Source organism: Methylobacterium fujisawaense (genome assembly GCF_014138435.1).
GTDB classification, from domain to species: domain Bacteria; phylum Pseudomonadota; class Alphaproteobacteria; order Rhizobiales; family Beijerinckiaceae; genus Methylobacterium; species Methylobacterium fujisawaense.
In genome coordinates, this window is the sequence record NZ_JACJIM010000001.1 from 757,292 (window position 1) to 778,775 (window position 21,484).

Here is a 21,484-nt window from a genome sequence, read left to right on the forward strand (position 1 = left end):
CCATTTTTGTTTCGGTTCTGGCGATAAATTTCAATCGCTACACATTCTCGTTAGGCAAGGGATCGCAGGCTCTCCGTGACCGGGGAACACATCGTCGCTGAGCCCGTCGCCCCGCATCAGCCAGGCCACGCGTCGCCGGCCTGCCGCCACGCCCTGTTCGTGCAGCTCGTGCGTCACACGGGGCTGCCATAGGTCTCGTGCGAGAGCGCGAAGGTGGAGCGAACAGGGGTGAGCAGCACGAGATCCTCGCGCTGCCGCCTCACAGCCGGGCGGCTCTTCCAGGCGAAGAAGCCGTTCGGGCAAGCGTTTAAGGCGACGCCGACACCAGGCCGCTCGGGCCTGATCTCACAGAAGCGGCCCGGCGCCCGCATGGGTGAGATCGGCAGCCGGGACAGAGACCCGGGACAGGTCTAGCGCCGGTGTCGGACCCGCCGGGAAGGTGCGTTCCCAGCCGCCCCCCAGCGCCTTCGACAGAGCCACAAAGTCAGTCGACATCGCCGCCGTCGCCTGGACGAGGTTGGTCTCGGCCTGCAGCACGGTCTGAGAGGCCTGGAGGACGGTGGTGAAAATCTCGACGCCCTGCGTGTACCGCGCCCGGGACAGCGCCAACGCCTGCCGCGCATCGGCCACCTGCCGCGCCAGCCGCGCCCGGCGGCCCTCGTCGCCCCTGAGCGCAGCCAGCGCGTTGACGACGTCGTGCCAGCCCTGGAGCACCGCCTTCTGGTAGGCGATCGCCGCCTCCTGCTGGCGGGCCCGCTGGAGGACGAGGTTCGACTTGAGCCGCCCGCCCTCGAAGAGCGGGATGGAGATCGACGGCCCCACATTCATGTATTGCAGGGACGAGCCCCGGAAGATCTTGCCCGGATCGACCGCGTTGACGACCGGGCTCGCCGACAGCGTCACGGAGGGGAAGAACTGCGCCTCGGCGACGCCGATCTCGGCGACCGCCGCGTGCAGGTTGGCCTCGGCCCGGCGGATGTCGGGGCGGCGCAGAACGAGACTCGACGGTACCCCCACGGGGATTCGCGGCGGCACCGGCGGGATCGCGCGGCCGGTCACCAGCTCCTGCGACAGGGAGAGCGGCGGCTCGCCGAGCAGCAGCGCGATGGCATTGATCTGCTGGATCTCCTGCTGCTGGAGCTGCGGCAGCTGCGCCTTGATCGCTTCGACCTGCTGGGCGGCGTTCGCCGTGTCGAGGCCCGTGACGAGACCCCGCTGCTGGCGGATCCGCACCACGTCGAGGATCTGCTCGTTGACCTTGATGTTGGCGAGGTCGATCCGGATCTGTTCCTGCGTCCCGCGCAGCTGCACGTAGTCGCGTGCGAGTTCCGCCTGGCTCGAGACCAGCGCGTCGCGCCGCTGCTCGGCGGCCGCGTCCGCCTGCGCCTGGGCGGATTCCACCGACCGGCGGACCTTGCCCCACAGGTCGAGTTCCCAGGAGGCGTCGAAGCCCAGCGTGTAGCTCTCGAAGCCGTTGGTCAGCGGCGCCGTCAGGTCGCTGCTGGAGGCGCTGGAGCCGCTGCCACCCGTGACGCCGCCGAGGGAGTTGGACAGGAGGCCGATCGTGCCGTTCTTGCTGAATTGCTGCCGGTAGACACTCCCCTGGCCGTTGAGGGTTGGCAGGCCGGCGGCGGCCGCAGTGCCGAGCTGGGCCCGGCTCTGGAACAGGCGCGCTGTGGCGGTCTGCACGTCGAGGTTCTGCGCCGCGACGCGGTCCTCGAGCTGCGCCAGGATCGGATCGCGGAAGGCGAGCCACCACGTCACCGCCGGCTCCACCGCGCTTGTGTGGGCGAGAAGCGGCAGCGGGGCCCGGGCCGGCTGGCCGGTGTCGAGGTAGTCGCTCGATTCCGCGAGCGGCGCCGCGGGGGGCAGGAAGTTCGGTCCGACTGTGCAGGCCGTCAGCCCGGATAGGGCGAGGGCCGCGCCGCCGCGCAGCCACGGGCGGGGCCGGGAGGAGATGCGGGAGGAGATGTGGGAGGTCATGTCAGTGTCCTCCCCCGCCGCCCTGCGCGGTCTTGGCCGAGATCAGGAAGCAGAGCGGCACGACCATCAGGGCGATGACGGCCGTGTACTGGAAGATGTTGCTGTAGGCCAAGACCTGCGCCTGCTTCATGTAGGTCTGGTAGGTGTGGGCGACCGCCTGCTGATGCACGACGGAGGCTGCGCGGCCGAGTGAGCGGAGGGTGTGCTCGCTCTCCTGGATCAGCGTGTTGTAGCCGGAGCGCAGCGGCGTCATGAACCCCGACAGGTGCGCTTGGTCGGCCTGCGTGCGCTCGGTGATGGCTGCGGTCGAGAGCGAGATCCCCAGCGACCCGAACACGTTCCGGAACATCGAGAACAGGGCCGCGCCGTCGCTGCGGTATTTCTGCGGCAGGGTCAGGTAGGCGATGGTCGAGATCGGCACGAACAGGAAGCCGAGCGCCGCGGTTTGGAGGGAGCGCATCAGCACCAGGGTCCTGAAGTCGATGTCGGGGGCGAGCCGGCTGGAATAGAACAGGGCTGCGCCCATGAAGGCGAAGCCGAACATGACGATGAAGCGCGTCTGGACGACCTTCATGAGCTGCCCGACGATGGGGATCAGGATGATCACCACGATCCCGCCTGGCGACAGGATCAGGCCGGATTTCAGCGCGGTGTAACCCAGCACGTTCTGGGCGAATTGCGGGATCACCACGGCGCTGGCGTAGAGGGCGAAGCCCATGGCGCCGATGAGCACGCAGCCCATGGCGAAGTTCTTGTCCTTGAACACGTCGAGGTCGATGATCGGCTTCTTCGCCGTCAGCAGCCAGCAGATCGCCCCGAACACGCCGAGGAAGCCGATCGTCGCCATGATCCGTATGAACGGCGAGCCGAGCCAGCCGTCGTCCTCGCCGCGGTCGAACACGATTTGCAGGCAGCCGATGCCGATCACGATGAGGGACAGGCCGATATAGTCGATGCCGCGCTTGGTCTTGCGCTTCTCCTGCTCGGAGGGCGGGTCCTGCACCAGGATGCTGTTGGCGATCACCGCCAGGATCCCGACGGGGACGTTGACGAAGAAGATCCAGCGCCAGTCCAGGTGCTCGATCAGGTAGCCGCCGAGCGTCGGCCCGAGCACGGGCGCCACCACGGTCGCCACGGCGGTCACCCCGAAGGCCGCCCCGCGCTTGGCGGGCGGGAACGTGTCGAGAATGATTGCCTGCTGGCTCGGCTGCAGGCCGCCGCCGAAGAAGCCCTGCATCAAGCGGAACACGATGATCTGGCCCAGGCTCTGCGAGATGCCGCACAGGAAGGACGACACCGTGAACATCGCGATGCAGATCAGGAAGTAGCGCTTGCGCCCGATCGTGTCGGAGAGCCAGCCGGCGATGGTCAGGACGATGCCGTTGGCGACGAGATAGGCGGTGAGCGTGTAGGTCGCCTCGTCGCTCGAGGCGGCGAGCGACCCCGCGATGTAGGGCAGCGCCACGTTGACGATCGTGGTGTCGAGGATCTCCATGAAGGCGGCGAGCGTCACCGTGATGGCGATCAGCCAGGGGTTGTAGGCGGGTTTCCAGCCTTGGTTCGGATCGCCGCTCATTTCAGCAGCACCGTCGGCTCGACGCTGACGCCGAGGGGCAGGGGCTCGTCCTTCTTCAGCCCGGAATCGATCACGATCTTCACCGGCACGCGCTGGACGATCTTGATGAAGTTGCCGGTGGCGTTCTCGGCCGGGAAGGCTGAGAACTTCGAGCCCGAGCCGCGCTGGACCGAGTCCACATGGCCATGCAAGTCGAGGTCGGGATAGGCGTCCACCGTGATGGTGACCTGCTGGCCGGGCCGCATGCCGTCCAGCTCGGTCTCCTTGAAGTTGGCCGTGATCCAGACGTCGGTGGTGACGAGCGACATCACCTGCTGGCCCGCCGTCAGGTAGTCGCCGGCATTGACGTTGCGCCGCGTGACCCAGCCGTCCTGGGGCGCGCGCACGACAGTCCACTCGACGTTGAGGACGGCTTGGTCCAGCTGGCCCTTGGCCTGCTCGGCCTGACCCTGGAGCTGGTCGACCTGCTGCTCGGACTGGCCGATATTCTGCTGGACCGGCATCGCCTGGATGACCCGGGCCTCGGCCTGCTCGACCTGCGCCTTCGCCTGCTGGTAGTTCGCGGCGGTCGTATCCACATCCTGCTGGGTGGTGGCCAGCTTCGGCAGGCTCTTCTGCCGGTCGTAATTCGCCTGCTGCAGGGCGAGGTTGGCCTTGGCCGAGGCGAGGTTCGCCTGCGCCAGCGCCAGCGCGGCCGGGAAGTTCTTCTTGGCGATCTCGACGCCGAGTTTCTGATTGGCGATCTGCGCTTTGCTCGCGTCGAGCTGACCCTGGGCCTGCTCCTGTCGGTAGACGTATTGTCGGGCATCGATGCGGAACAGCGGGTCGCCCTTGTGGACGAACTGGTTGTCGGTGACATCGAGGGAGATCACCTGCCCGGCGACCTGGGGCGCAATGCTGACGATGTTGCCGTCGGTATAGGCATCGTCGGTCGAGGCCTTGCCGCGGGTCGACAGCCAGAAATAGAGGCCGCCAGCCACCATCAGAAGGACCACGACCGCGCCGATGCCGATCACGAGCGGTCGGCGCTTGCTGCGCCGTTCAGCATCCTGATCCCGGCCGCCCTGTTCCGCATTGCTGGTCCGCCCATCGCGGCCCGATCCGTCCTGCCCGTCCGATCCTTTGCCGCGGGGGTGCTCTTCGTTCTGCTGACGCCCGCGGCGATCGTCATCGGCCGATCGATCCGCGTCCCGACGCCCGCGATCTCCTACGGATTCGCCTCCGTCATCGTCCTGATCGTCATCGGGATAATTGTCCTGCGCTTCGTCCCGGGCGCGGTCGGAGCTGCGGCGGCGGCTCGTCTCGAACGCCACGGACCTTGCACCGTCCCACCGTTCCTCGCGGTCGGATGCGCGTGCCGCGCGGCGCCCGCGATCATCGGCTTCGGAGCCGAGATCGATATAGTCGCGGCGGTCGCGCGGGCGGCCACCGGAGCGCGATCGACGGTCAGTATCATCGTCGGCCATGAATCGGATTCGCAACCCTATCGACCGCGCAGCCGAAGGAACACTCGATCACGCGGCCCACTTGCCTTAGACGCGGTCAACATAACCGAACCCGGCGGTTCGGATGTGCGAGGGTGGACGGAGCGATGTCAAGCGCCGCAGAGGTCGATCAGAAGGCCGCGCGTGGGCCAATCCCGCGCGGGGCGCGGCGCCGCGCGGAGATTGCCCAGGCTGCCGAGAAGGTATTCCTCGAGCACGGTTTCGCTGAGACGACGATGCAGATGGTCGCTCTCGCGGCTGGGTCGTCCAAAGAAACGCTCTATCGGCATTTCGGCAGCAAGGAAGATCTGTTCATCGAAGTGGTGGACAACCGGAACAACGAAGTCCGACAAGTTCTCGACTCAACTCTGGAGAGCGATGGGCCCATTCCAATCGTCTTGCAATCGGTCGGCATCGCACTTTTGGAATGCATGTGCAGCCCCATGGTGGTCGCGCTGGCTCGCATGATCGTGAACGAGACTCACAGGCATCCGGCGCTCGGGGAGGCCTTCTACGCGATGGCGCCGGGCCGTACCCTGCAGAAGCTCACGGGCTACTTGGCCGAGGCCCGGACCCGCGGGGAATTCACCGGCGACGATCCGGCGCGGGCGGCGGAGATCTTCACCGGCAGCATCATGGGCAAATTCGTTCCGCTGATGCTGTTCACCCCGCACACCTTCGCCATCGACCCCGATCAGATCAAGGACCATGTCGCCGAGGCGGTCTCTGTGTTCGCGAAAACTTATGTCGCAAAGGATCGTTAGCGGATAGATTGTTTTTTGACCCAAAAAATCCAATCTTATTTGAAATCAACAAACTATAAAACATTTCACCTAACAGTATATTCAATTATTTGTCCAGATCGACTAGAGATTTTTCGGAATGCGCTGAATCGGACGGTTGGGGTTCACACCGGGCATTTGGGCTGATTCATTGCGCGCTCCCTGTGAGGAGCACGTCATGGGCCGACCCGACAGCCAGGATCTACGTGAGCGGGTGGTTGACGCGGCAGGCGCGACATCGCGCCGGCAAGCGGCCAAGCACTTCGGGGTGGGTGCTGCGACCGCGATCCGCTGTATGACGGCACTGGCCACGACCCGGACGGTGGCGGCCCGTCCGCAAGGTCGGGCACGCCGCTGCAAGCTCGATCCGCACGAGGCGTTCCCGCGGGCCCTGATCGCCGAGCGGGATGACGTCACCCTGGAGGAGATGCAGGTCCGCTTGAAGGATGAGCACGACCGAACGGTTGGGCTGCGCACGCTGTGGAGTTTCCTGACGCGCGCGGCCTGACGTACACAAAAAGACAGCCCACGCCGCGGAGCACGACCGTCCGGACGTGAAGGCCGCCCGCGAGGCGTGGTTCGAGGGCCAGCCCGATCTCGGTCTCGCCCGCCTCGTGTTCCTCGACGAGACTTGGCCCTCGACCGACATGGCCCGCACCTGCCCCCCCCGCGGCAAACGGCTTCGCTCGAGCGTGCCGCACGGTCACTGGAAGACCACGACCTTCGTGGCGGGCCTGCGCTTGTCGGGCCTCGCGGCGCCGTTCGTGCTGGACGGTCCGATCATCCGCGACGCCTTCCAGACTTCCGTCGAGCGCGTGCTCGTGCCCGAACTCGCTCCCGACGACACCGTCGTGACGGACAACCTCGGCAGCCACACAGGGCCGGCCGGCGCGCGGCTGCTCTTCCTCCCGCCCGGCTCGCCCGACTTCAACCCGATCGAGATGGCCTTCTCAAAGCTCAAGGCGCTGCTGCGCAAGGCCGCCGAGCGCACTGTCGAGGGATTGTGGGCAGCCATCGGTCGGCTCATCGATACGATCACGCCCGATGAGTGTGCCAACTTCTGCGCCGCCGCAGGATATGAGCCAGATCAAATCGAAAACGCTCTAGCGAAATCCATCGCCCGCCGGAACAAACGCATTGGATGCGAGAGGGCATCCTCCTGCCTCATGTCTCAGCAGTAGATGCGGTTCAGCCTGTACAGGAGCGCGGCGGGTTCCAGGCCTGCCACGATCGGATCGCGAGGCATCGAATTGCCAGGGCGAACAGTCCTTATTTATCGATGACGCACGCGCGTCAGCGATAAATTATGATGAGATCGTAGCCGGAAACGCGCCCAAAAACGAAAATCTATGGCGTGCGTCACGGGACGACTGGCGGAGAGGGAGGGATTCGAACCCCCGATGCCCTTGCAGGCATGCCGCATTTCGAGTGCGGTGCATTCAACCGCTCTGCCACCTCTCCGCAAGGTGCCTCGATGAGACCGGCGGTGCCTAGCACGCGCGGTGCAGCTTCACAAGCGCGACGTCGCCCGCCTGCGCCGGATCAGACCACCACCGTGATCGCCTGCGCGGCGCGGGTCAGGCCGGTGTAGAGCCAGCGCGCCCGGTGCTCGCGGAACGCGTAGGATTCGTCGAACAACGTCACCCGGTCCCATTGCGATCCCTGGGCCTTGTGCACCGTCAGCGCGTAGCCGTAGGTGAATTCGTCCGTCTCGCGCCGCAGGAACAGCGGGATCTCCTCGTCCGAGCCGGTGATCATCGCCCGCAGCACCTTGATGTCGGTGGGCTTCCGGCGCAGGGCCGGGTCGTCCTCCGGCACCACGTCGAGCCGGATCAGATCCGGCCGCGGCGGTGCGCGCAGCGCCTGGACCGTCCAGGTCGAGCCGTTGAGCAGGCCCTTCACCCGATCGTTGCGCAGGCAGACCAGCTTCTCGCCGATCGCCGGCATCGGATCCGTGTGGCCGGCGAGTTCCCGGAGCCGGGCATTGTAGAGGCGGCGCGTCTTGTTGAGGCCGACCAGCACCTGGTCGCATTCGAGCACCTCGGCCGGATCCAGGGTGCGGCGCGACACGACCCGGCTCTGCCCATAGCTGCCGAGTTCCAGCCGCCCGCCCTCGCGGATCGTCATCGCCATCCGGACGATCGGATCGTCCTTGGCCTGCCGATGCACCTCGGTGAGCATCACGTCGGGCTCCGCCTCGGTGAAGAAGCCGCCGCCGCGCACCGGCGGCAGCTGCGCCGGATCGCCCAGGACCAGCACCGGCCGCTCGAACGACAGAAGATCGTTGCCGAGATCGGAATCCACCATCGAGCACTCGTCGATGATGATCAGATCCGCCTTGGCGGCCGGACCCGAGCGGTTCAGCGTGAAGGTCGGCCCGCCCTCCTCCGCCTCCTTGGTGCGGTAGATCAGCGAGTGGATCGTAGCGGCGTCGTAGCAGCCCTTCTGGCGCATCACCGAGGCCGCCTTGCCGGTGAAGGCCCCGTAGACCACCGTGCCGTCGACATCCTCGGCGATCCGGCGGGCGAGCGTGGTCTTGCCGGTGCCGGCATAGCCGAACAGCCGGAACACCTGGGATCCCCCGTCCCGCCGCCACGCGGCGATCGCCTTCAGCGCCGCGTCCTGCTGCGGGGCGTAGGCGGCCGGCAGCCCCGCACTCACGGCCAGCGCACGGTCGGCGGCATCGAGGAGAGGATCGAGGCGACGTTGCCGCCGGTCTTCAGGCCGAAGATCGTGCCCCGGTCGTAGAGCAGGTTGAACTCGACGTAGCGGCCGCGCCGCACCTGCTGCTCGTGGCGGTCCGCCTCGGTCCAGGGCGTGGTGACGTTGTCGCGCACGATCTTCGGATAGGCCTCCAGGAAGGCCTGTCCGACGTCGCGGGTATAGGCGAGGTCGGCCTGCGGATCGCCGCTCCAGAGATAATCGTAGAAGATCCCGCCGATGCCGCGCGGCTCGTTCCGATGCTTGAGGTGGAAATACTCGTCGCACCACGCCTTGTAGCGGGCGTGATCGATGCCGTGCGCCGTGCAGGCCCGCGCCAGGCAGGCGTGGAAATGGCGGCTGTCCGGATCGTCTTGATTGCGGCGCCGGTCGAGCACCGGCGTCAGATCGGCCCCGCCGCCGAACCACGCCCGCGTCGTCGCGACGAACCGGGTGTTCATGTGCACCGTCGGCACGTGCGGATTCCACGGATGGGCGATCAGCGAGATGCCGGTGGCGAAAAAGCGCGGATCCTCGGCGGCTCCGGGCATCTGAGCCCGGAATTCCGGCGCGAACTCGCCATGCACCGTCGAGATGTGCACCCCCGCCTTCTCGAAGACGCGGCCGCGCAGCATCGCCATGACGCCGCCGCCGCCGGGCCGGCCGGTATGGTCGGTCCGGTTCCACGGGGTCTTCTCGAAGGTTCCGGGGCCCTCGGGCGCATCTGGATGGAACGGGCCCGTCGCCTCCGCCTCGATGGCCTCCAAGGCCGCGAGGATGCGATCGCGCAGCGTCTCGAACCACGCCGCGGCCTCGGACTTCATGGCCGCCACGTCGGCCTCTGAGGGAGGCGCAGCCAGAGCTGCGCGCGCGTCATCCGGCATCGTCATGACACAGGCTTTTCCACCGTGCCGGGCGCACGTCAATGCGGGCGCGGCCTGCCGTGACCGCGCAGGCGTCCGGAGCCGCAACCCGCCGCGGCGGCGCGGGCGGCCTACGCCGGGCCCGGCCGCTCGCCGACGGGCTTGAGCAGCCCCGTGGCCGTCGCCACCAGATCCCCCGCCGCATCCCGGATCTCGGCCTCGCAGAAGATCACCGACCGCCCCGCCCGGGTCACCCGCCCCTCGGCGATCAGGATACCGCGCCCGGGTGCGAGGAAGCGGGTCTGCATGTCGAGGGTCACCACGGGGCGCCCCGCCTGCAGCCGGGCCGCCGTCCCGAGGGCGACGTCGAGCAACGTGCAGAGCGCGCCGCCATGGGCGATGCCGAGATTGTTGGCGTGCTCCGGCCGCAGGGCCAGGCGCAGGCGCGTCCGGCCGGCGCGCACGTCGAGGGCCTCGATGCCGCAATGATCCACGAACGGGATAGTGGCGCCGAAGACGGTGCCCGGTTCCGATTGCTGGTCCACGTCGATCGCCCCGGATCCCGTCTCACCCGGACGTTTATGGCCCAGATGCGCCCGAGGCCAGGACCGGCCCCGCGCAGATCACGTGACAGTCCGGCCGAAACGTTCATCCCGCGTCGACGCGCTGACGGGACATCGCGGCGGGCCGCCGCGTGAAGTTCCGGGCGTCTCATCAGACCCGAAACGGATCTTCGCAGAGGAAGCCCGCCGCTAGATCGCGACAGAAGGCATAATCGGCGCCCGTCCGCAGGCCGCGGCCACATCCAACCTCGCCTCCGGCATGTCGGTTTGCTCGACCAACGATTTCAGCTCGACCCACGGCTTCAACAATATGCGTGTTCATGACCGGGGCATTGTGTAGGGAAATGCTCGACGACGACTTGATTTTGCTGCACAGACGTTAGAACCGTCTCACCACGGTCGGATAGAGGGAATCATCGATGGACGACACCGCCACTGAGCAGCAGCAGACCTTTATCGAGCAGGCGTCGGACATCGTCTCGGCGTATGTCTCGAACAATTCGGTGCCCATCAGCGAGTTGCCCGGTCTGCTCGCCGGCGTTCACGCCGCGCTGACGAAGCTTTCGGCCCCCGCGGCGACCGTGACCGAGACGGCCGACAAGCCGACGCCGGCCCAGATCCGCAAGTCGGTGACACCGGACGCGCTGATTTCGTTCATCGACGGCAAGCCGTACAAGACGCTGAAGCGCCATCTGTCGCGCAACGGCCTGACGATCGAGCAGTATCGCGAGCGCTTCGGCCTGCCGCGCGACTACCCGTCGACGGCCGCGAGCTACTCGGCCCAGCGTTCGGAACTCGCCCGCAGCCTCGGCCTCGGCCAGCAGCGCCGCAAGTCTGCTGCGCCGGCGCCGGCGCCGGCTCCGGAGCCCGTCGCGGAGGTGGCCGAGAAGCCCAAGCGCGTGAGCCGCCCCCGCAAGGCCAAAGAAACGGCCTGAGCCCGGCCCCTCGGCCGGGCCCCTGGGACCCGGCCGGCCCGCAGCCCGCGTGCCGGCCGGATCACGCGAAGTCGGCGAGATCGTCGGCCACGTCGCCCGCGGCGACGTCCGTCTCGGCCCTGTGCCGCTCGACCGCTTCGGCCTCTTCGGCCGTCCCGGGTCGCGGCACCGGCCGCTCGGTCTCCGGATGCGCCTTGCCGGCCGCGTCGTCGGTGGATTGATCCGTCACCCGACCCGCCATGCTGCGCGCTCCCCGAACTTGAACGGGTAAGCAAAGCGCCAAAGCCCGTGCGTGTTCCGCCCCGCGAACACTCCCGCGAACACTGCGGGTGACCCCGCCGAAGCCCGGTCCGGCGCTCGTTCGCCTTCCTGAAGACGCTCTCCAGATCCCGTCGAAGGACGAGGCCGAGCGCCGCGACGGCACCGGCCTCGACGCGGCCCGTGCGGGCTGCGCCCGCGGGGGACGGATCGCGATGCGCCGCGTTGCACGTCCGGGCCGGCCGATCAGGAGCGGAATTTGGGCACTCGCTACGGGCTGGAGATCCGCGCTGCCGCGAGTCCCGACGCCGCCGGGCTCGCGGCCCTGCTGGGTGAGGCGGGGATCGCGGTCGGCGCCGCGGACCTCGCGACCCGGCTCGACGCCCTGCAACAGGACGGCGGCACCGCCCTCGTCGCCGTAGAATGGGGACCGCCGAGCGGCCTCATCACCGTGTCCCCCGTCCGGACCCTCGAGGCGCCGCGGCCCTTCGGCCTGATCACCAGCCTCGCGGTCGCGATCGAATCCCGCCGCCGGGGCATCGGCCGGGTGCTGCTGAAGGCGGCCGGCCGGGCGGCGCGACAGGCGGGCTGCGACCGGCTGCTCCTGGCCGCGGCGCCGGACCAGGAGGCCCTGCGCGCCTTCTGCAGGGCGGCCGGCTTCACCGATGCGGGGCAAATGCTCGCGCGGCCGCTGCTGAAGCGCGGCGCCGGAGAGGCCTGAAAGCCGCGACATCCTGGCCGCAGCCGACCGGGCCCATCGGGCGTTGTGACCGGAGACTGGAGTCCCCCCGATGACGCTGCGATCCGAGACCCCGCCGCCCCCTGCGAACCTGCCCTGCGATCCGCCACCGGATTCCGACACGCCGACCGCCGCGCAGCTCAAGGGTGACATCGACAGCGGCCGCACCGCCGACAAGACCCCGCACATGGATATCGGCGCGGCCCCGCTCGGGACCTGCGAGGAGGCCGGCGGGACGCCGCCGACGCCCCAGGAGGTCCGGATCGCCCGGCAGAACGAGCGTGCCCCCTCGGAGCAGGCGGCGAAGGGCTACGTGCACCAGCGGCAGCCCTGGGTCCTGCCGCTCTATGTCGGCATCATCGTCGCGGCGGCCGTGGGGCTCGGCCTCGTTCTCTGGCTGACGCGCTGAGGCCGAAGCGGGGCCGCGCGCGGGCCACCATGATGCAGGACGGCACGGTCGCGGCGGAGGCGGTTTAAAGGTCGATTCACGTCGATGCGGTTAGCGTGACCTTACTGCAGTCTTGCGTAACCGATCCTCCATGCCCCCATCCGTCGATGCTCCGCCGGACCTGTCCGGGCTCCTCGAACTCTCACGCATCGAGAATCTCGATCTCAAGCCGGTGATCCTCCGGGTTCAGACCGACCTGTTCGTCCGGGCGGCGGCCCGGGACAGGACCGAGATCGAGATCTTCGAATCGCTCGCCTGCGGCCTGATCCCCACGGTGGATGAGGAGACCGCCCGGGTGGTGGCCCGCAAGCTGGCCCCCTGCCCCGAGACGCCGCCGGCGGTGCTGGAGGCGCTCGCGCTGCGCGGCGGCGAGGCCCGCGACGCGGTGGTGGAACTGGCCCCGACCCTGAGCCATCGCCTGATCGAGGCGGCCCTGGCCGAGGGATCGGACATCGCCGCCCGCATCGCCGCCCGGGCCGGGTTGAGCCGCGAGGCGGTGGACGAGCTCTCCCGCGAGGGCCGCCCCGAGATCGACCGCGCGCTGGCCGCCAATCTCGGCCACACCCTGCGGGGGGCAGCCCTGGCGCGGCTCGTGAACCGCGGCCGCAGCACCCCCGACCTCGCCCGGCTCCTCCTGGTCCGGCCCGACGTCTCGGCCGCCGACCTCGTGCCCCTGTACCTGCACGCCGATCCGATCCGCCGCACGGTGATCGGCCGGGCCGTCGAGGCGACCGCCGCCCTGCGCCCCTGCCCGCCGGCGCCCCGCGGCCTTGGCGAGACCCTGACCGGCCTGTCAGCCGCCCGCGACGTGCCGGCCTTCATGGCGGCCCTGGCCGACGGCCTCGGCCTGCCGCGCGATTTCCTGACCGTGGTCGCCGACGCCAGCGCCCGCTACGACCTCCTGACCCTGGGTTTGCGGGCCGCCGGCCTGCACGAGGAGGAGGCGGTCTACATCTTCCTGACCCTCAACCAGGGTGTCGCGCGCTCGGCCGAGCGGGTGGCCGACCTCGTCCGGCTGTTCCGCACCGTGAGCCGGCCAGCCTCCCGGGACCTGATCGCCGCGATCCTCGACCGGCCCCTCGCCGAGCGCGGGCGCGGCGAGGCCCATCAGCCGCTGCACGGCCCGGAGGCGAAGCTGCGCCAGGGCGCAGAGCGCGTCGCCGCGCAGCGCCCCTCCCTGCCGGTGCGCGCCCGGGCGGCGGGCGGCGGGGAGCCGGCCTGACGGGCCGGACGTCAGCGGGGATCCACGGGCGGATCGCGCTGCGGATCGGCGCCCCGCCAAGCGGGCTGCCGATCGGTCTCCTCAAGGGTGTCGGTTGAGGCCGTCGGCTCCGCGGCGCGGCGGCTCAGTTCGGCCATCAGGCCGCGGGCCAGGACGGCGCGCACCGCCCGCTCGCGGGCCTCGGCTGGCACCGCGTCGAGGGCCGCCGGCAGCGCCGCCTGGGCGCTGGGCACCGCGTCGGCGAGCCGTCTCGCCTCGGCGGCCGGATCCGTCCCGGCTCGCAGCAAGGCAAAGTAGGAGAGCACGCCGATCACCAGCGCGGCGCGCAGCAGGACGGTCATGAGACGATTCCTCCGCTCGAGATCAAGCGGAAGCATTCGACGGATTTCCTCAACCGGGCCTCAACCGACCCGAGCTTTTCCGCGCAATGGTGAATGAAGCTTGTCCGCAATCGGCTGGTTACCTCGCGGAAAGCATCCCGATCAATCGGACAAGTCCCGCAACACTCGTTTAAGCCGGCTCTGCGACCGTCCGGAAGTCGTTCGAAGTCGAACCGGAGGCGCGACGGATGCGGGAACGCATTCTGCGCGGCGCGTGCCAACCTTGACCATTAAGACTGTCCTGACGTCGTTGATCGACGACCGGCTCGCGGGTCTCGTCCACGAATCCGTGGCCGACAATGCGCCGGCCCGTGCGCGCCACCAGCGCTTCCTGGTGTCGCGGCTGGCGACCGGCGCCGTCATGATGGTCGGTCTGCCGCCCTATCTGCTCTGGCGCGGGGTGCCGTCCGGCTTCGAGGTCCTGGCGATCGCGAGCCTGCTGCTGCCGGTCTTCGCCGCCGTCCTGCTCGCCCGCACCGGGTCCCTCTGGATCGCCCACGCGGTCTCCTCGGCGGGCCTGACCGGCCTCGTCGTCGCCCTGGCGGGCGTCACCGGCGGCGCCACCTCGCCCGCCGCGGTCTGGCTGGTGGCGATCCCCCTCGAGGCGCTGGTCTCCGGCTCGCTCCGCGCGACGATCGCGGCCTCCGTCATGGCGGTTCTCGGCGTGCTGACCGTGGTGGCCCTCGGCGCCTGGGCCGGCGCCCTGCCGGTCATGGACATCTCGGCGGGGATCGCGCTCCCGGCCTTCGCGATCACCGCGATCGGCCATGTCGCCGCCCAGGCTCTGGAGCACATGCGCAATGAAGGCGTCTGGCGCGAGCGGCTGCGCGACAACGAGGCCCGCGACCGGCTGCTCCTCTCGGCGATCGACGATCTCGTGACCTGGCACGACCGCAACGGCCGCGTGCTGGAAGCCTCGGTCTCGGCCACGCGGCTGCTCGGCAGCGACCCGGCCCGGCTGCGCGGCCATGGGCTGCTGGAGCGGGTCCATGTCGCCGACCGGCCGGCCTTCCTCAAGGCGGTGAGCGACGTGGCGGCGACCGGGCGGCCCGCGACCCTGCCCCTGCGCCTGCACGTCGAGGCCGAGGCCGGCCGGCCCGACGGCGCGAGCCTGATCCACGCCGAGATGCGCGCCCACCGGATCGAGCACGGGCCGCACGAGGCCGCCATGGCGGTGGTGGCGGTCACCCGCGACATGACCGAGCACCACCGGCATGCCGTGGAGCTGGAGCGTGCCCGCGCCGAGGCCGAACGCGCCGACGCGATCAAGGGCCGGTTCCTGGCCAACGTGACCCACGAGCTGCGCACGCCGCTCAATGCGATCATCGGCTTCTCCGAGGTCCTGGCGGGCCAAGGCGCCGTCAGCCTCGGCCCGGACCAGGCGCGGGAATATGCCGGCATTATCGGCGCCTCCGGCCACCATCTGCTCGGCGTGGTCAACACGCTGCTCGACATGAGCCGGATCCAGAGCGGCAACTTCGACTGCGCCCCCGAATGCTTCGACATCGCGGGCCTGCTTCGGGCCTGCTGCGACCTGATGCGCCTGAAGGCCGACGCCGCCGGCATCGTCCTCACCGTCGCCCCGTCGGGCCCGGTGGAGATCACCGCCGATCCCGCCGCCTGCCGGCAGGTTCTGATCAATCTCATCTCGAACGCGGTGAAGTTCACCCCGCGCGGCGGCCGGGTCGACCTGTCCCTGCGCCGCGGCGCGGGCAGCCTGGACATCGTCGTGGCCGATACCGGCGTCGGCATCGGTACGGACGACCTGCCCAAGCTCGGGACCCCGTTCTTCCAGGCGGGCAGCGGCGGCTACAAGCGCCAGCACGAGGGGACCGGCCTCGGACTCTCGGTGGTGCAGGGCCTGGTCGGCTTGCACGGCGGCGCCCTGCTGATCGAGAGCGCCCCGCAGGCCGGGACCGTCGTGACCGTAACCCTGCCCCTCGTCTGCCCGGCTCCGGCGGCCGACCATGGGCCGGCCCCGATCCGCACCGCCGTGCGGGGCGCCCCGGTGTCGCGCCGCGTGGTGCGCCTGCCGCTCGGCCTGTTCGACGCGGAGCCGAGCGCCGCCTCGGTCCCGGCCGACCCGGTCCTGCGCCGCACCGCCTGATCGGCAGATCCCCCGGAAGGAGACATGATGTCAGGCTACCGCGAGATCACCGTACCGGGCGAACCCAGCCGCGCACGCCGTCCCGCGCCGCGCCGCGCCGCCGTCCAGGGCGACTGGCGTGCCGTCCTCGTCGGCGCGTTGAAGGCGACGGGCGCCACCTGCCGGACCAGCCCGGGCACCGTTCTCGGCAGCCTCGCGGCCCTGTGCGCGGCGGGCTTCGTCTGCGTCAACGCCCTCGGCTACCAGACCGGGCGCCATCCGGCGCCGATCCTGCCCAAGCTCGCCCAGAAGGCGCCTGCCGCGCGCGAGGCGGCCCCGGCCGCCAAGGAGCCCGTCCGGGAGGCGGCCCGGGATCCGGTGCGCGTCATCGATCCCGAACGCGTCGCCGCGCCGGCGCCCGCCAAGCCGGCGGCCCGGGACGCGATCGGCGAGCTGATCCGATCCGATGAGACCACCGCCTCGGTCACCCCGAAGGCGTCGCCGGTCCGCCCGGCCGCGAAGCCGGCTCCGAAGGAGACGAAAGACGCCGCCAAGACCGCCAAGCCCGAGAAGGACGGTGATCCGGTGATGCGGGCCCAGAAGGCGCTGTCGAAGCTCGGCTACGCGGTGAAGCCCGACGGCGCGATGGGACCGGGCACGCGGGCGGCGATCGAGAAGTTCGAGCGCAGCGCCAAGCTGCCGGTCACCGGCGAGGCGACGGGCCGGACCCTGCGCGAGCTGATGGCCCGGGCCGGCCACGGTTAGCGAGACAGGGCGGCACCCCCGCCGCGCTTGCGGCGCGGGTGCCGATCGGCGTGAGAGCGCGGAGGCGGGCCCTCAGTATTGCGTGCCGGTGAACCGGCAGATCGTCTTGCAGCGTGGACCGCCATTGGCCTGCCAGGACTTCGCGTGTCCGATCGATCCGGTCATGTCCTGCGTGGGATTACCCCCGGGTCGATGCACGACGATGTTGCAGCGATCCTGCGGCGTCCGCTGGTAGCGCGGGCAGGATGCGGAATCGCGGTTGCCCAGTAAATCCATGAGCGTCTCCTGACGGGCGTGGGCCGACGGCACAACACCGCACAGGCCGGCGACGATCAGCGCCGCAAGCGAGGTCATTCTCCACATCGGAGTGCTCCTTAAATCATCGTGAGATGCAAATTCGGGCGCCCTTTGCTCAGATAATCAGCAAACAATACTATAGATGTGCGCTGTCGCACATCGATCAATTCTATTTTAATCCCGATAAATACTCGATTTTCTGAAGGAATATTCCGCCGCCTGAACCGTTATGGAGATGCCGGGCCGTGCACCGGCGGTTGCCCGGACCGGCGCTTTCGCGCATGGCGGAGGACGCGCCACCCGGCGCTCGCAGGGTTCCGGATCCGGCTGATCCGCCGGGACACAGGCCCTGCGGCGAACGGATCCTCACAGGGCTACAGACGCATGCGCCTGCGCTCCGATTTCTGGGTTTCGGCCCATCTGCGGCGTCTGGATGTCGCCGGCATCCCGGCCGTGCTGCGGCGGCGCGGGTCCGCGGAGGCGGGTGCGATCTTCGTGAAGGTCGACCGGCTCGACGGCAGCGCCGACCTCTACGGACCGGCGCCGCAGGCCCTGTTCGAGGCCGAGGAGAGCGGCGACCGCCGTTTCGCCGGGATCGTCACCGGCGGCAGCCCGCTCGACGTGGAGGAGCGCCTGACAAAGGAGATCCGGTTCGATTCCGATCTCTGGATCATCGAGATCGACGACCGCCAGGGGCGGCATTTCTTGGACTTGGCGGAGTGATGGAGGGCCGCGACCGGCCGGGCTGCGCCTGACGGAGGGCCGTCCCACACATCGCCAGCGTCCTGAGGTGCTGCGCAGCGGCCTCGAAGGAGCCCTCCGGGGATCGCGCGGCTGGCTGTAACCCTCCTTCGAGGCCTCCGCTGCGCTCCGGCCCCTCAGGATGAGGGGAGGGCCGGAAGGACCGAAGGCCAGAACGCCGTGTCCCGTGACGCGACGCGCTCCGGGGGAGCGGCTCCAGCGGCCGCTCGCCGTCGTTGCGAGCGCAGCGAAGCAATCCAGCGACGCCACGGCCGCCGATGTCGCGCGACCTGAATCGCTTCGCTGCGCCCGTGATACCGGGGCGGAGCGAAGCGACGGCGCCCGTCAGCCCTCGATGATGCGCTCGTCGAGCTTGCGGTCGACGGTCTCGACGGTGCGGTCGATCTCGGCGTTCGGATCACCGAGCTGGTGCGAGATCAGCTTCACCAGCAGGTCGACGCGCTCGATGTAGGGCGCACCGTTGGCCACCGCGCGCGCCGCCGAGGACGGCTTCAGCAGGCTCTCGGCCGCCTTGGCGTATTTCTCGAACGGCACCTGATCGGCCGGATCGGCGCCGAGCTTCCGGGCGATCCCGTCGACGTGGTCGTAGATCGCCCGCGAGCGCGCGAGGTCGCCGTGGACGGCGTCGTGGATCGATTGCGGCGCGCCCGGGGTGATGCACCGGTAATTGCCGGTGAGCAGCATCGACCACTTGGCCAGCGGCACGAACAGCGAGTCGAACACCTTCAGCTTCACCGGCACGTCGTGCCCGTCGAGGCGCACGGCGTCGATGTCGGCCTCCAGCTCGCGGAGAAGCGTGTTGTGCGCCTCGTCGGCGAAGGTCGCGGCCTTGAAGTTGGTCGGCAGGCCGACATGGAGGACGTTGGCCTCCTCCTCCGGCGGCCGGAAGGCCTGCGGGTCGGGGGAGCAGAGCGACACCAGCCCCGGCTCGAACCGGTCCCAGACGCCGGCATTGGTGTAGGCATCCTCAAGATCCATGGCGGCGAGCGCCGGGATCCGCTTGAGGTAGGGCAGCGGCGGCATGTTCATGATCGACAGGCACGGCAGCTTCGCCGCCGCGATCTTGATCATCAGGACGCGGATCGTGTGGTTGTTGTACTGCGGCTCCTGCATGGCGAGGCCGACGAGGTCGTAGCGCGACACGTCGACGTCTTCCGGCGGCATGGCGTCGACCTTGCCGGGCAGGTCGCGCGAGTGGATCGCGCGGTGCTCCTTCTCGTCGCGGAGCTTGATGCGGACCTCGGTGCCCTCGCGGTTGATCAGGTCGGCGGTCTTCCTGCGGCAGACCAGGGTCACGTTGTGACCGGCCATCAGGAGCTTGGTCCCCAGGAGCGAGCCGTAGGAGGCCCCCAGGATCAGGATGTTTCTGGCCACGTCGTTCCTCCCCAGCATTGAAGACTGCTGTTGTGTTGTCTGGCTGCGGGGAACAGCGCGTCCACGCCACGGCCCCATCGCACCGCCGATGGATGGCAGCCGGGCGGGCGGAACGCAAGCCTTCTGGTATACCTAATCCCAAACCCGTTGTGACGCCCCGCCGGTGACAGGCGAGGCGAATCCTATCCCCACAGCTCCGGCGTGGGCGGGTGCATCAGGCTGCCGTCGTAGCGGAGCGGCGGGTCGCGGTCGCGGGCGAGCAGCAGCGGCCCGTCGAGATCGACGAACTCGGCGCCCTCGGCGAGGAGCGCCGCCGGCGCCATGCCCAGCGAGGTGCCGAGCATGCAGCCGACCATGATCGCGAGCCCCCTCCCCTTCGCCTCGCGGGCGAGCAGCACCGCCTCGGTCAGGCCGCCGGTCTTGTCGAGCTTGATGTTGATCGCGTCGTAGCGCCCGGCGAGCGCGTCGAGGCCGGCGCGGTCGTGCAGGCTCTCGTCGGCGCAGACCGGCACCGGATGCGCGATCTCGGCGAGCAGGGCATCGGCGTCGGCCGGCAGCGGCTGCTCGATCAGCGCGACGCCGGCCTTCAGGCAGGCGGCGAGGTTGGCCTCGATGGTCTCGGGCCGCCACGCCTCGTTGGCGTCGACGATCAGCCGGGCATCGGGCGCGCCGGCCCGGACGGCGGCGATGCGCTCCGGGTCCCCTACCCCGCCGAGCTTGACCTTGAGCAGGGGCCGGTGGGCCGCCTTGCGGGCGGCCTCTTCCATGCTCTCCGGCGTGCCGAGGCTCAGCGTGTAGGCGGTGATGACCGGCTGCGGCGCCGGCAGACCGGCGATCGCCCAGGCGGGGCGGCCCTGGAGCTTCGCCTCGAGGTCGAACAGCGCGCAGTCCAGGGCGTTGCGCGCCGCCCCCGCTTTCATGCGGGTCATCAGCGCATCGCGCCCGATCCCGGCCGCGATCGCCTCCGCCTGCCCTTCGATCAGCGCGCTGACGCTCTCGACGCTCTCGCCATAGCGCGGATAGGGCACGCACTCGCCGCGCCCGACCGTGTCGCCGTCCGTGAGCGTCGCCACCACGACGGCGATCTCGGTGCGGCTTCCGCGGGAGATCGTGAAGGCGCCGGCGATCGGGAAGCGCTCGACGGCGAGGCTCAGGCGACGGGCCATGTCAGATCTCCGGGAACTCGGCGACGATCCGGTCGACCAGCCCGTCGACGCCGAAGCGCACCGGGTCGGTGGCGGGCAGGTCGTGCTCGGACGCGAGCGTCTCGAGGAGCGCCCGCGCCTCGCCCTCGGCAAGCGCCTGGGTGTTGACCGCGATGCCCACCGGCCTGATCGCCGGGTTGGTCAGGCTGCCGAGCTGGACGGTCAGGTCGATCACCTGGCGGATGGTGGGGAGCGGGTGCTTCACGCCGCGCATCGTAGTGCGGGTCGGCTCGTGGCAGACCACGAAGGCGTCGGCCTGGGCGCCGTGCAGCAGGCCGAGGCTCACCCCCGCGAAGGACGGGTGGTAGAGCGAGCCCTGGCCCTCGATCAGGTCCCAATGGTTGGAGGCCGCCTCCGGCGAGATCGTCTCGACGGCGCCGGAGATGAAGTCGGCCACCACGGCGTCGATGGCGACGCCCCGGCCGGAGATGAACACGCCGGTCTGGCCGGTGGCGCAGAAATCGGCGTCGAGGCCGCGCTCGCGCATGCCGCGCTCCAGGGCGAGCACGGTGTACTTCTTGCCGACGGAGCAGTCGGTGCCGACGGTGAGCAGGCGCCGGCCCGACCGCTTGGTGCCCTTGCCGGTGGGGAAGCGCTCGTCGGTGTGGCGGACGTCGTGGAGCTGGCGGTTACGCCGCGCGGCGGCCTCCGCGATGGCCGGAATCGTACCGAGCTTGACATGCAGGCCGCTCGCCACGTCGAGCCCGGCCTCGATCGCCGCGACGATCTCCTTGACCCAGTGATCCGGCAGCACGCCGCCGGCATTGACGACGCCGATCACAAGGGTCCGGCACCCCTTCGCCAGGGCCTCCGGCAGGGTCATGTCGGGGATGCCGAGATCGGCGGCGCAGCCCGGCAGGCGCATCTGGCCGACGCACCATTCGGGGCGCCAGTCCTTGATGCCGTAGGCGGTCTTGGCCGCCAGCGTGTCGGGCACGTCGCCCAGGAACATCAGGTAGGGCGTGGCGATCTGCATCGGTCGAGCAACCTTCTCCGGGAGGCCGGCGGACCGTCTATGCGGGATCGCGGGCGCCGGGCGCAATGCACGAGACCGGCCAAGCG

20 protein-coding genes, 1 tRNA gene and 2 pseudogenes are annotated in these 21,484 nt (G+C 69.7%); 9 read left to right on the forward strand and 14 right to left on the reverse strand.

All coding sequences use genetic code 11. The features are described from left to right. Positions 1-99 precede the first annotated feature (99 nt). From GGQ91_RS03665 to GGQ91_RS03680, 4 genes and pseudogenes are all read right to left on the reverse strand, one after another. Positions 100-299: pseudogene (locus GGQ91_RS03665) on the reverse strand (IS3 family transposase); the annotation flags it as partial. 46 nt (positions 300-345) lie between these two features. Then, positions 346-1,983: an efflux transporter outer membrane subunit gene (locus tag GGQ91_RS03670; protein WP_182591365.1), complete on the reverse strand. Its 1,638-nt coding sequence runs from the start codon at positions 1,981-1,983 to the stop codon at positions 346-348. 1 nt (position 1,984) lies between these two features. Next, positions 1,985-3,559, reverse strand: coding sequence for a DHA2 family efflux MFS transporter permease subunit (locus tag GGQ91_RS03675; RefSeq protein WP_043388087.1), 1,575 nt, complete (start codon positions 3,557-3,559; stop codon positions 1,985-1,987). Beyond that, positions 3,556-4,575: an HlyD family secretion protein gene (locus GGQ91_RS03680; RefSeq protein ID WP_236961860.1), complete on the reverse strand. Its 1,020-nt coding sequence runs from the start codon at positions 4,573-4,575 to the stop codon at positions 3,556-3,558. The genes GGQ91_RS03675 and GGQ91_RS03680 overlap by 4 nt, the downstream gene beginning before the upstream one ends. 575 nt (positions 4,576-5,150) lie before the next feature. On the opposite strand from GGQ91_RS03680, the gene GGQ91_RS03685 reads away from it, so the two are divergent. Beyond that, a complete protein-coding gene (locus GGQ91_RS03685; RefSeq protein WP_051976314.1) occupies positions 5,151-5,807 on the forward strand; it encodes a TetR/AcrR family transcriptional regulator in 657 nt (218 codons plus the stop codon). 196 nt (positions 5,808-6,003) lie between these two features. Continuing rightward, positions 6,004-6,913 (forward strand): annotated as a pseudogene (locus GGQ91_RS03690) (IS630 family transposase); the annotation flags it as partial. A 283-nt stretch (positions 6,914-7,196) separates the two neighbouring features. Here GGQ91_RS03690 and GGQ91_RS03695 read toward each other — a convergent pair. The 4 genes from GGQ91_RS03695 to GGQ91_RS03710 form a co-directional block, all read right to left on the reverse strand. Then, positions 7,197-7,286 (reverse strand) — tRNA-Ser (locus GGQ91_RS03695). A gap of 81 nt (positions 7,287-7,367) precedes the next feature. Next, the gene (locus GGQ91_RS03700) at positions 7,368-8,486 is read right to left on the reverse strand and encodes an ATP-dependent DNA helicase (RefSeq protein WP_043379141.1); all 1,119 of its coding nucleotides are present in this window, start codon (positions 8,484-8,486) and stop codon (positions 7,368-7,370) included. Then, on the reverse strand, positions 8,483-9,415 hold the full coding sequence (gene hemF, locus GGQ91_RS03705; protein WP_043759901.1) for an oxygen-dependent coproporphyrinogen oxidase: 933 nt from the start codon (positions 9,413-9,415) through the stop codon (positions 8,483-8,485). The genes GGQ91_RS03700 and hemF overlap by 4 nt, the downstream gene beginning before the upstream one ends. A gap of 104 nt (positions 9,416-9,519) precedes the next feature. Then, complete coding sequence (locus GGQ91_RS03710) at positions 9,520-9,933, reverse strand: hotdog fold thioesterase (protein WP_182591366.1); 414 nt, start codon at positions 9,931-9,933, stop codon at positions 9,520-9,522. Between the two features lie 437 nt (positions 9,934-10,370). Between GGQ91_RS03710 and GGQ91_RS03715 the strand changes: the two genes are divergently transcribed. Further along, positions 10,371-10,886 carry a Ros/MucR family transcriptional regulator gene (locus GGQ91_RS03715; protein ID WP_043355409.1) on the forward strand — a complete coding sequence of 172 codons (516 nt, stop codon included), beginning with the start codon at positions 10,371-10,373 and terminating at the stop codon, positions 10,884-10,886. 61 nt (positions 10,887-10,947) lie between these two features. On the opposite strand, the gene GGQ91_RS03720 is transcribed toward GGQ91_RS03715, so the two are convergent. Continuing rightward, on the reverse strand, positions 10,948-11,127 hold the full coding sequence (locus GGQ91_RS03720; protein ID WP_043355407.1) for a hypothetical protein: 180 nt from the start codon (positions 11,125-11,127) through the stop codon (positions 10,948-10,950). Positions 11,128-11,403: 276 nt separating this feature from the next. Between GGQ91_RS03720 and GGQ91_RS03725 the strand changes: the two genes are divergently transcribed. The 3 genes from GGQ91_RS03725 (at position 11,404) to GGQ91_RS03735 (ending at position 13,553) form a co-directional block, all read left to right on the forward strand. Next, entirely contained in the window at positions 11,404-11,865 is a 462-nt protein-coding gene (locus GGQ91_RS03725; protein WP_043379130.1) for a GNAT family N-acetyltransferase, read from the forward strand. A 70-nt stretch (positions 11,866-11,935) separates the two neighbouring features. Then, positions 11,936-12,292: a hypothetical protein gene (locus GGQ91_RS03730; RefSeq protein ID WP_182591368.1), complete on the forward strand. Its 357-nt coding sequence runs from the start codon at positions 11,936-11,938 to the stop codon at positions 12,290-12,292. A 130-nt stretch (positions 12,293-12,422) separates the two neighbouring features. Then, positions 12,423-13,553 carry a DUF2336 domain-containing protein gene (locus GGQ91_RS03735; protein ID WP_182591369.1) on the forward strand — a complete coding sequence of 377 codons (1,131 nt, stop codon included), beginning with the start codon at positions 12,423-12,425 and terminating at the stop codon, positions 13,551-13,553. A gap of 11 nt (positions 13,554-13,564) precedes the next feature. On the opposite strand, the gene GGQ91_RS03740 is transcribed toward GGQ91_RS03735, so the two are convergent. After that, complete coding sequence (locus tag GGQ91_RS03740; RefSeq protein ID WP_043355398.1) at positions 13,565-13,894, reverse strand: hypothetical protein; 330 nt, start codon at positions 13,892-13,894, stop codon at positions 13,565-13,567. Positions 13,895-14,147: 253 nt separating this feature from the next. Between GGQ91_RS03740 and GGQ91_RS03745 the strand changes: the two genes are divergently transcribed. After that, complete coding sequence (locus tag GGQ91_RS03745) at positions 14,148-16,040, forward strand: sensor histidine kinase (RefSeq protein WP_043379122.1); 1,893 nt, start codon at positions 14,148-14,150, stop codon at positions 16,038-16,040. A gap of 27 nt (positions 16,041-16,067) precedes the next feature. After that, positions 16,068-16,784 (forward strand): peptidoglycan-binding domain-containing protein, encoded by a 717-nt coding sequence (locus GGQ91_RS03750; protein ID WP_043355396.1) that lies wholly within the window; start codon positions 16,068-16,070, stop codon positions 16,782-16,784. Positions 16,785-16,856: 72 nt separating this feature from the next. On the opposite strand, the gene GGQ91_RS03755 is transcribed toward GGQ91_RS03750, so the two are convergent. Further along, a complete protein-coding gene (locus tag GGQ91_RS03755; protein ID WP_179697541.1) occupies positions 16,857-17,147 on the reverse strand; it encodes a hypothetical protein in 291 nt (96 codons plus the stop codon). Positions 17,148-17,465: 318 nt separating this feature from the next. On the opposite strand from GGQ91_RS03755, the gene GGQ91_RS03760 reads away from it, so the two are divergent. Beyond that, positions 17,466-17,804, forward strand: a complete 339-nt coding sequence (locus GGQ91_RS03760; protein ID WP_043355392.1) for a DUF1491 family protein — start codon at positions 17,466-17,468, stop codon at positions 17,802-17,804. A gap of 363 nt (positions 17,805-18,167) precedes the next feature. On the opposite strand, the gene GGQ91_RS03765 is transcribed toward GGQ91_RS03760, so the two are convergent. The 3 genes from GGQ91_RS03765 to dgcN form a co-directional block, all read right to left on the reverse strand. Then, on the reverse strand, positions 18,168-19,217 hold the full coding sequence (locus GGQ91_RS03765; protein WP_043355391.1) for a ketopantoate reductase family protein: 1,050 nt from the start codon (positions 19,215-19,217) through the stop codon (positions 18,168-18,170). 182 nt (positions 19,218-19,399) lie between these two features. Further along, positions 19,400-20,383 carry an N-acetyl-D-Glu racemase DgcA gene (gene dgcA, locus GGQ91_RS03770; protein ID WP_043355389.1) on the reverse strand — a complete coding sequence of 328 codons (984 nt, stop codon included), beginning with the start codon at positions 20,381-20,383 and terminating at the stop codon, positions 19,400-19,402. Between the two features lies 1 nt (position 20,384). Next, a complete protein-coding gene (gene dgcN / locus GGQ91_RS03775) occupies positions 20,385-21,398 on the reverse strand; it encodes an N-acetyltransferase DgcN (protein ID WP_043355388.1) in 1,014 nt (337 codons plus the stop codon). Positions 21,399-21,484: the final 86 nt, after the last annotated feature.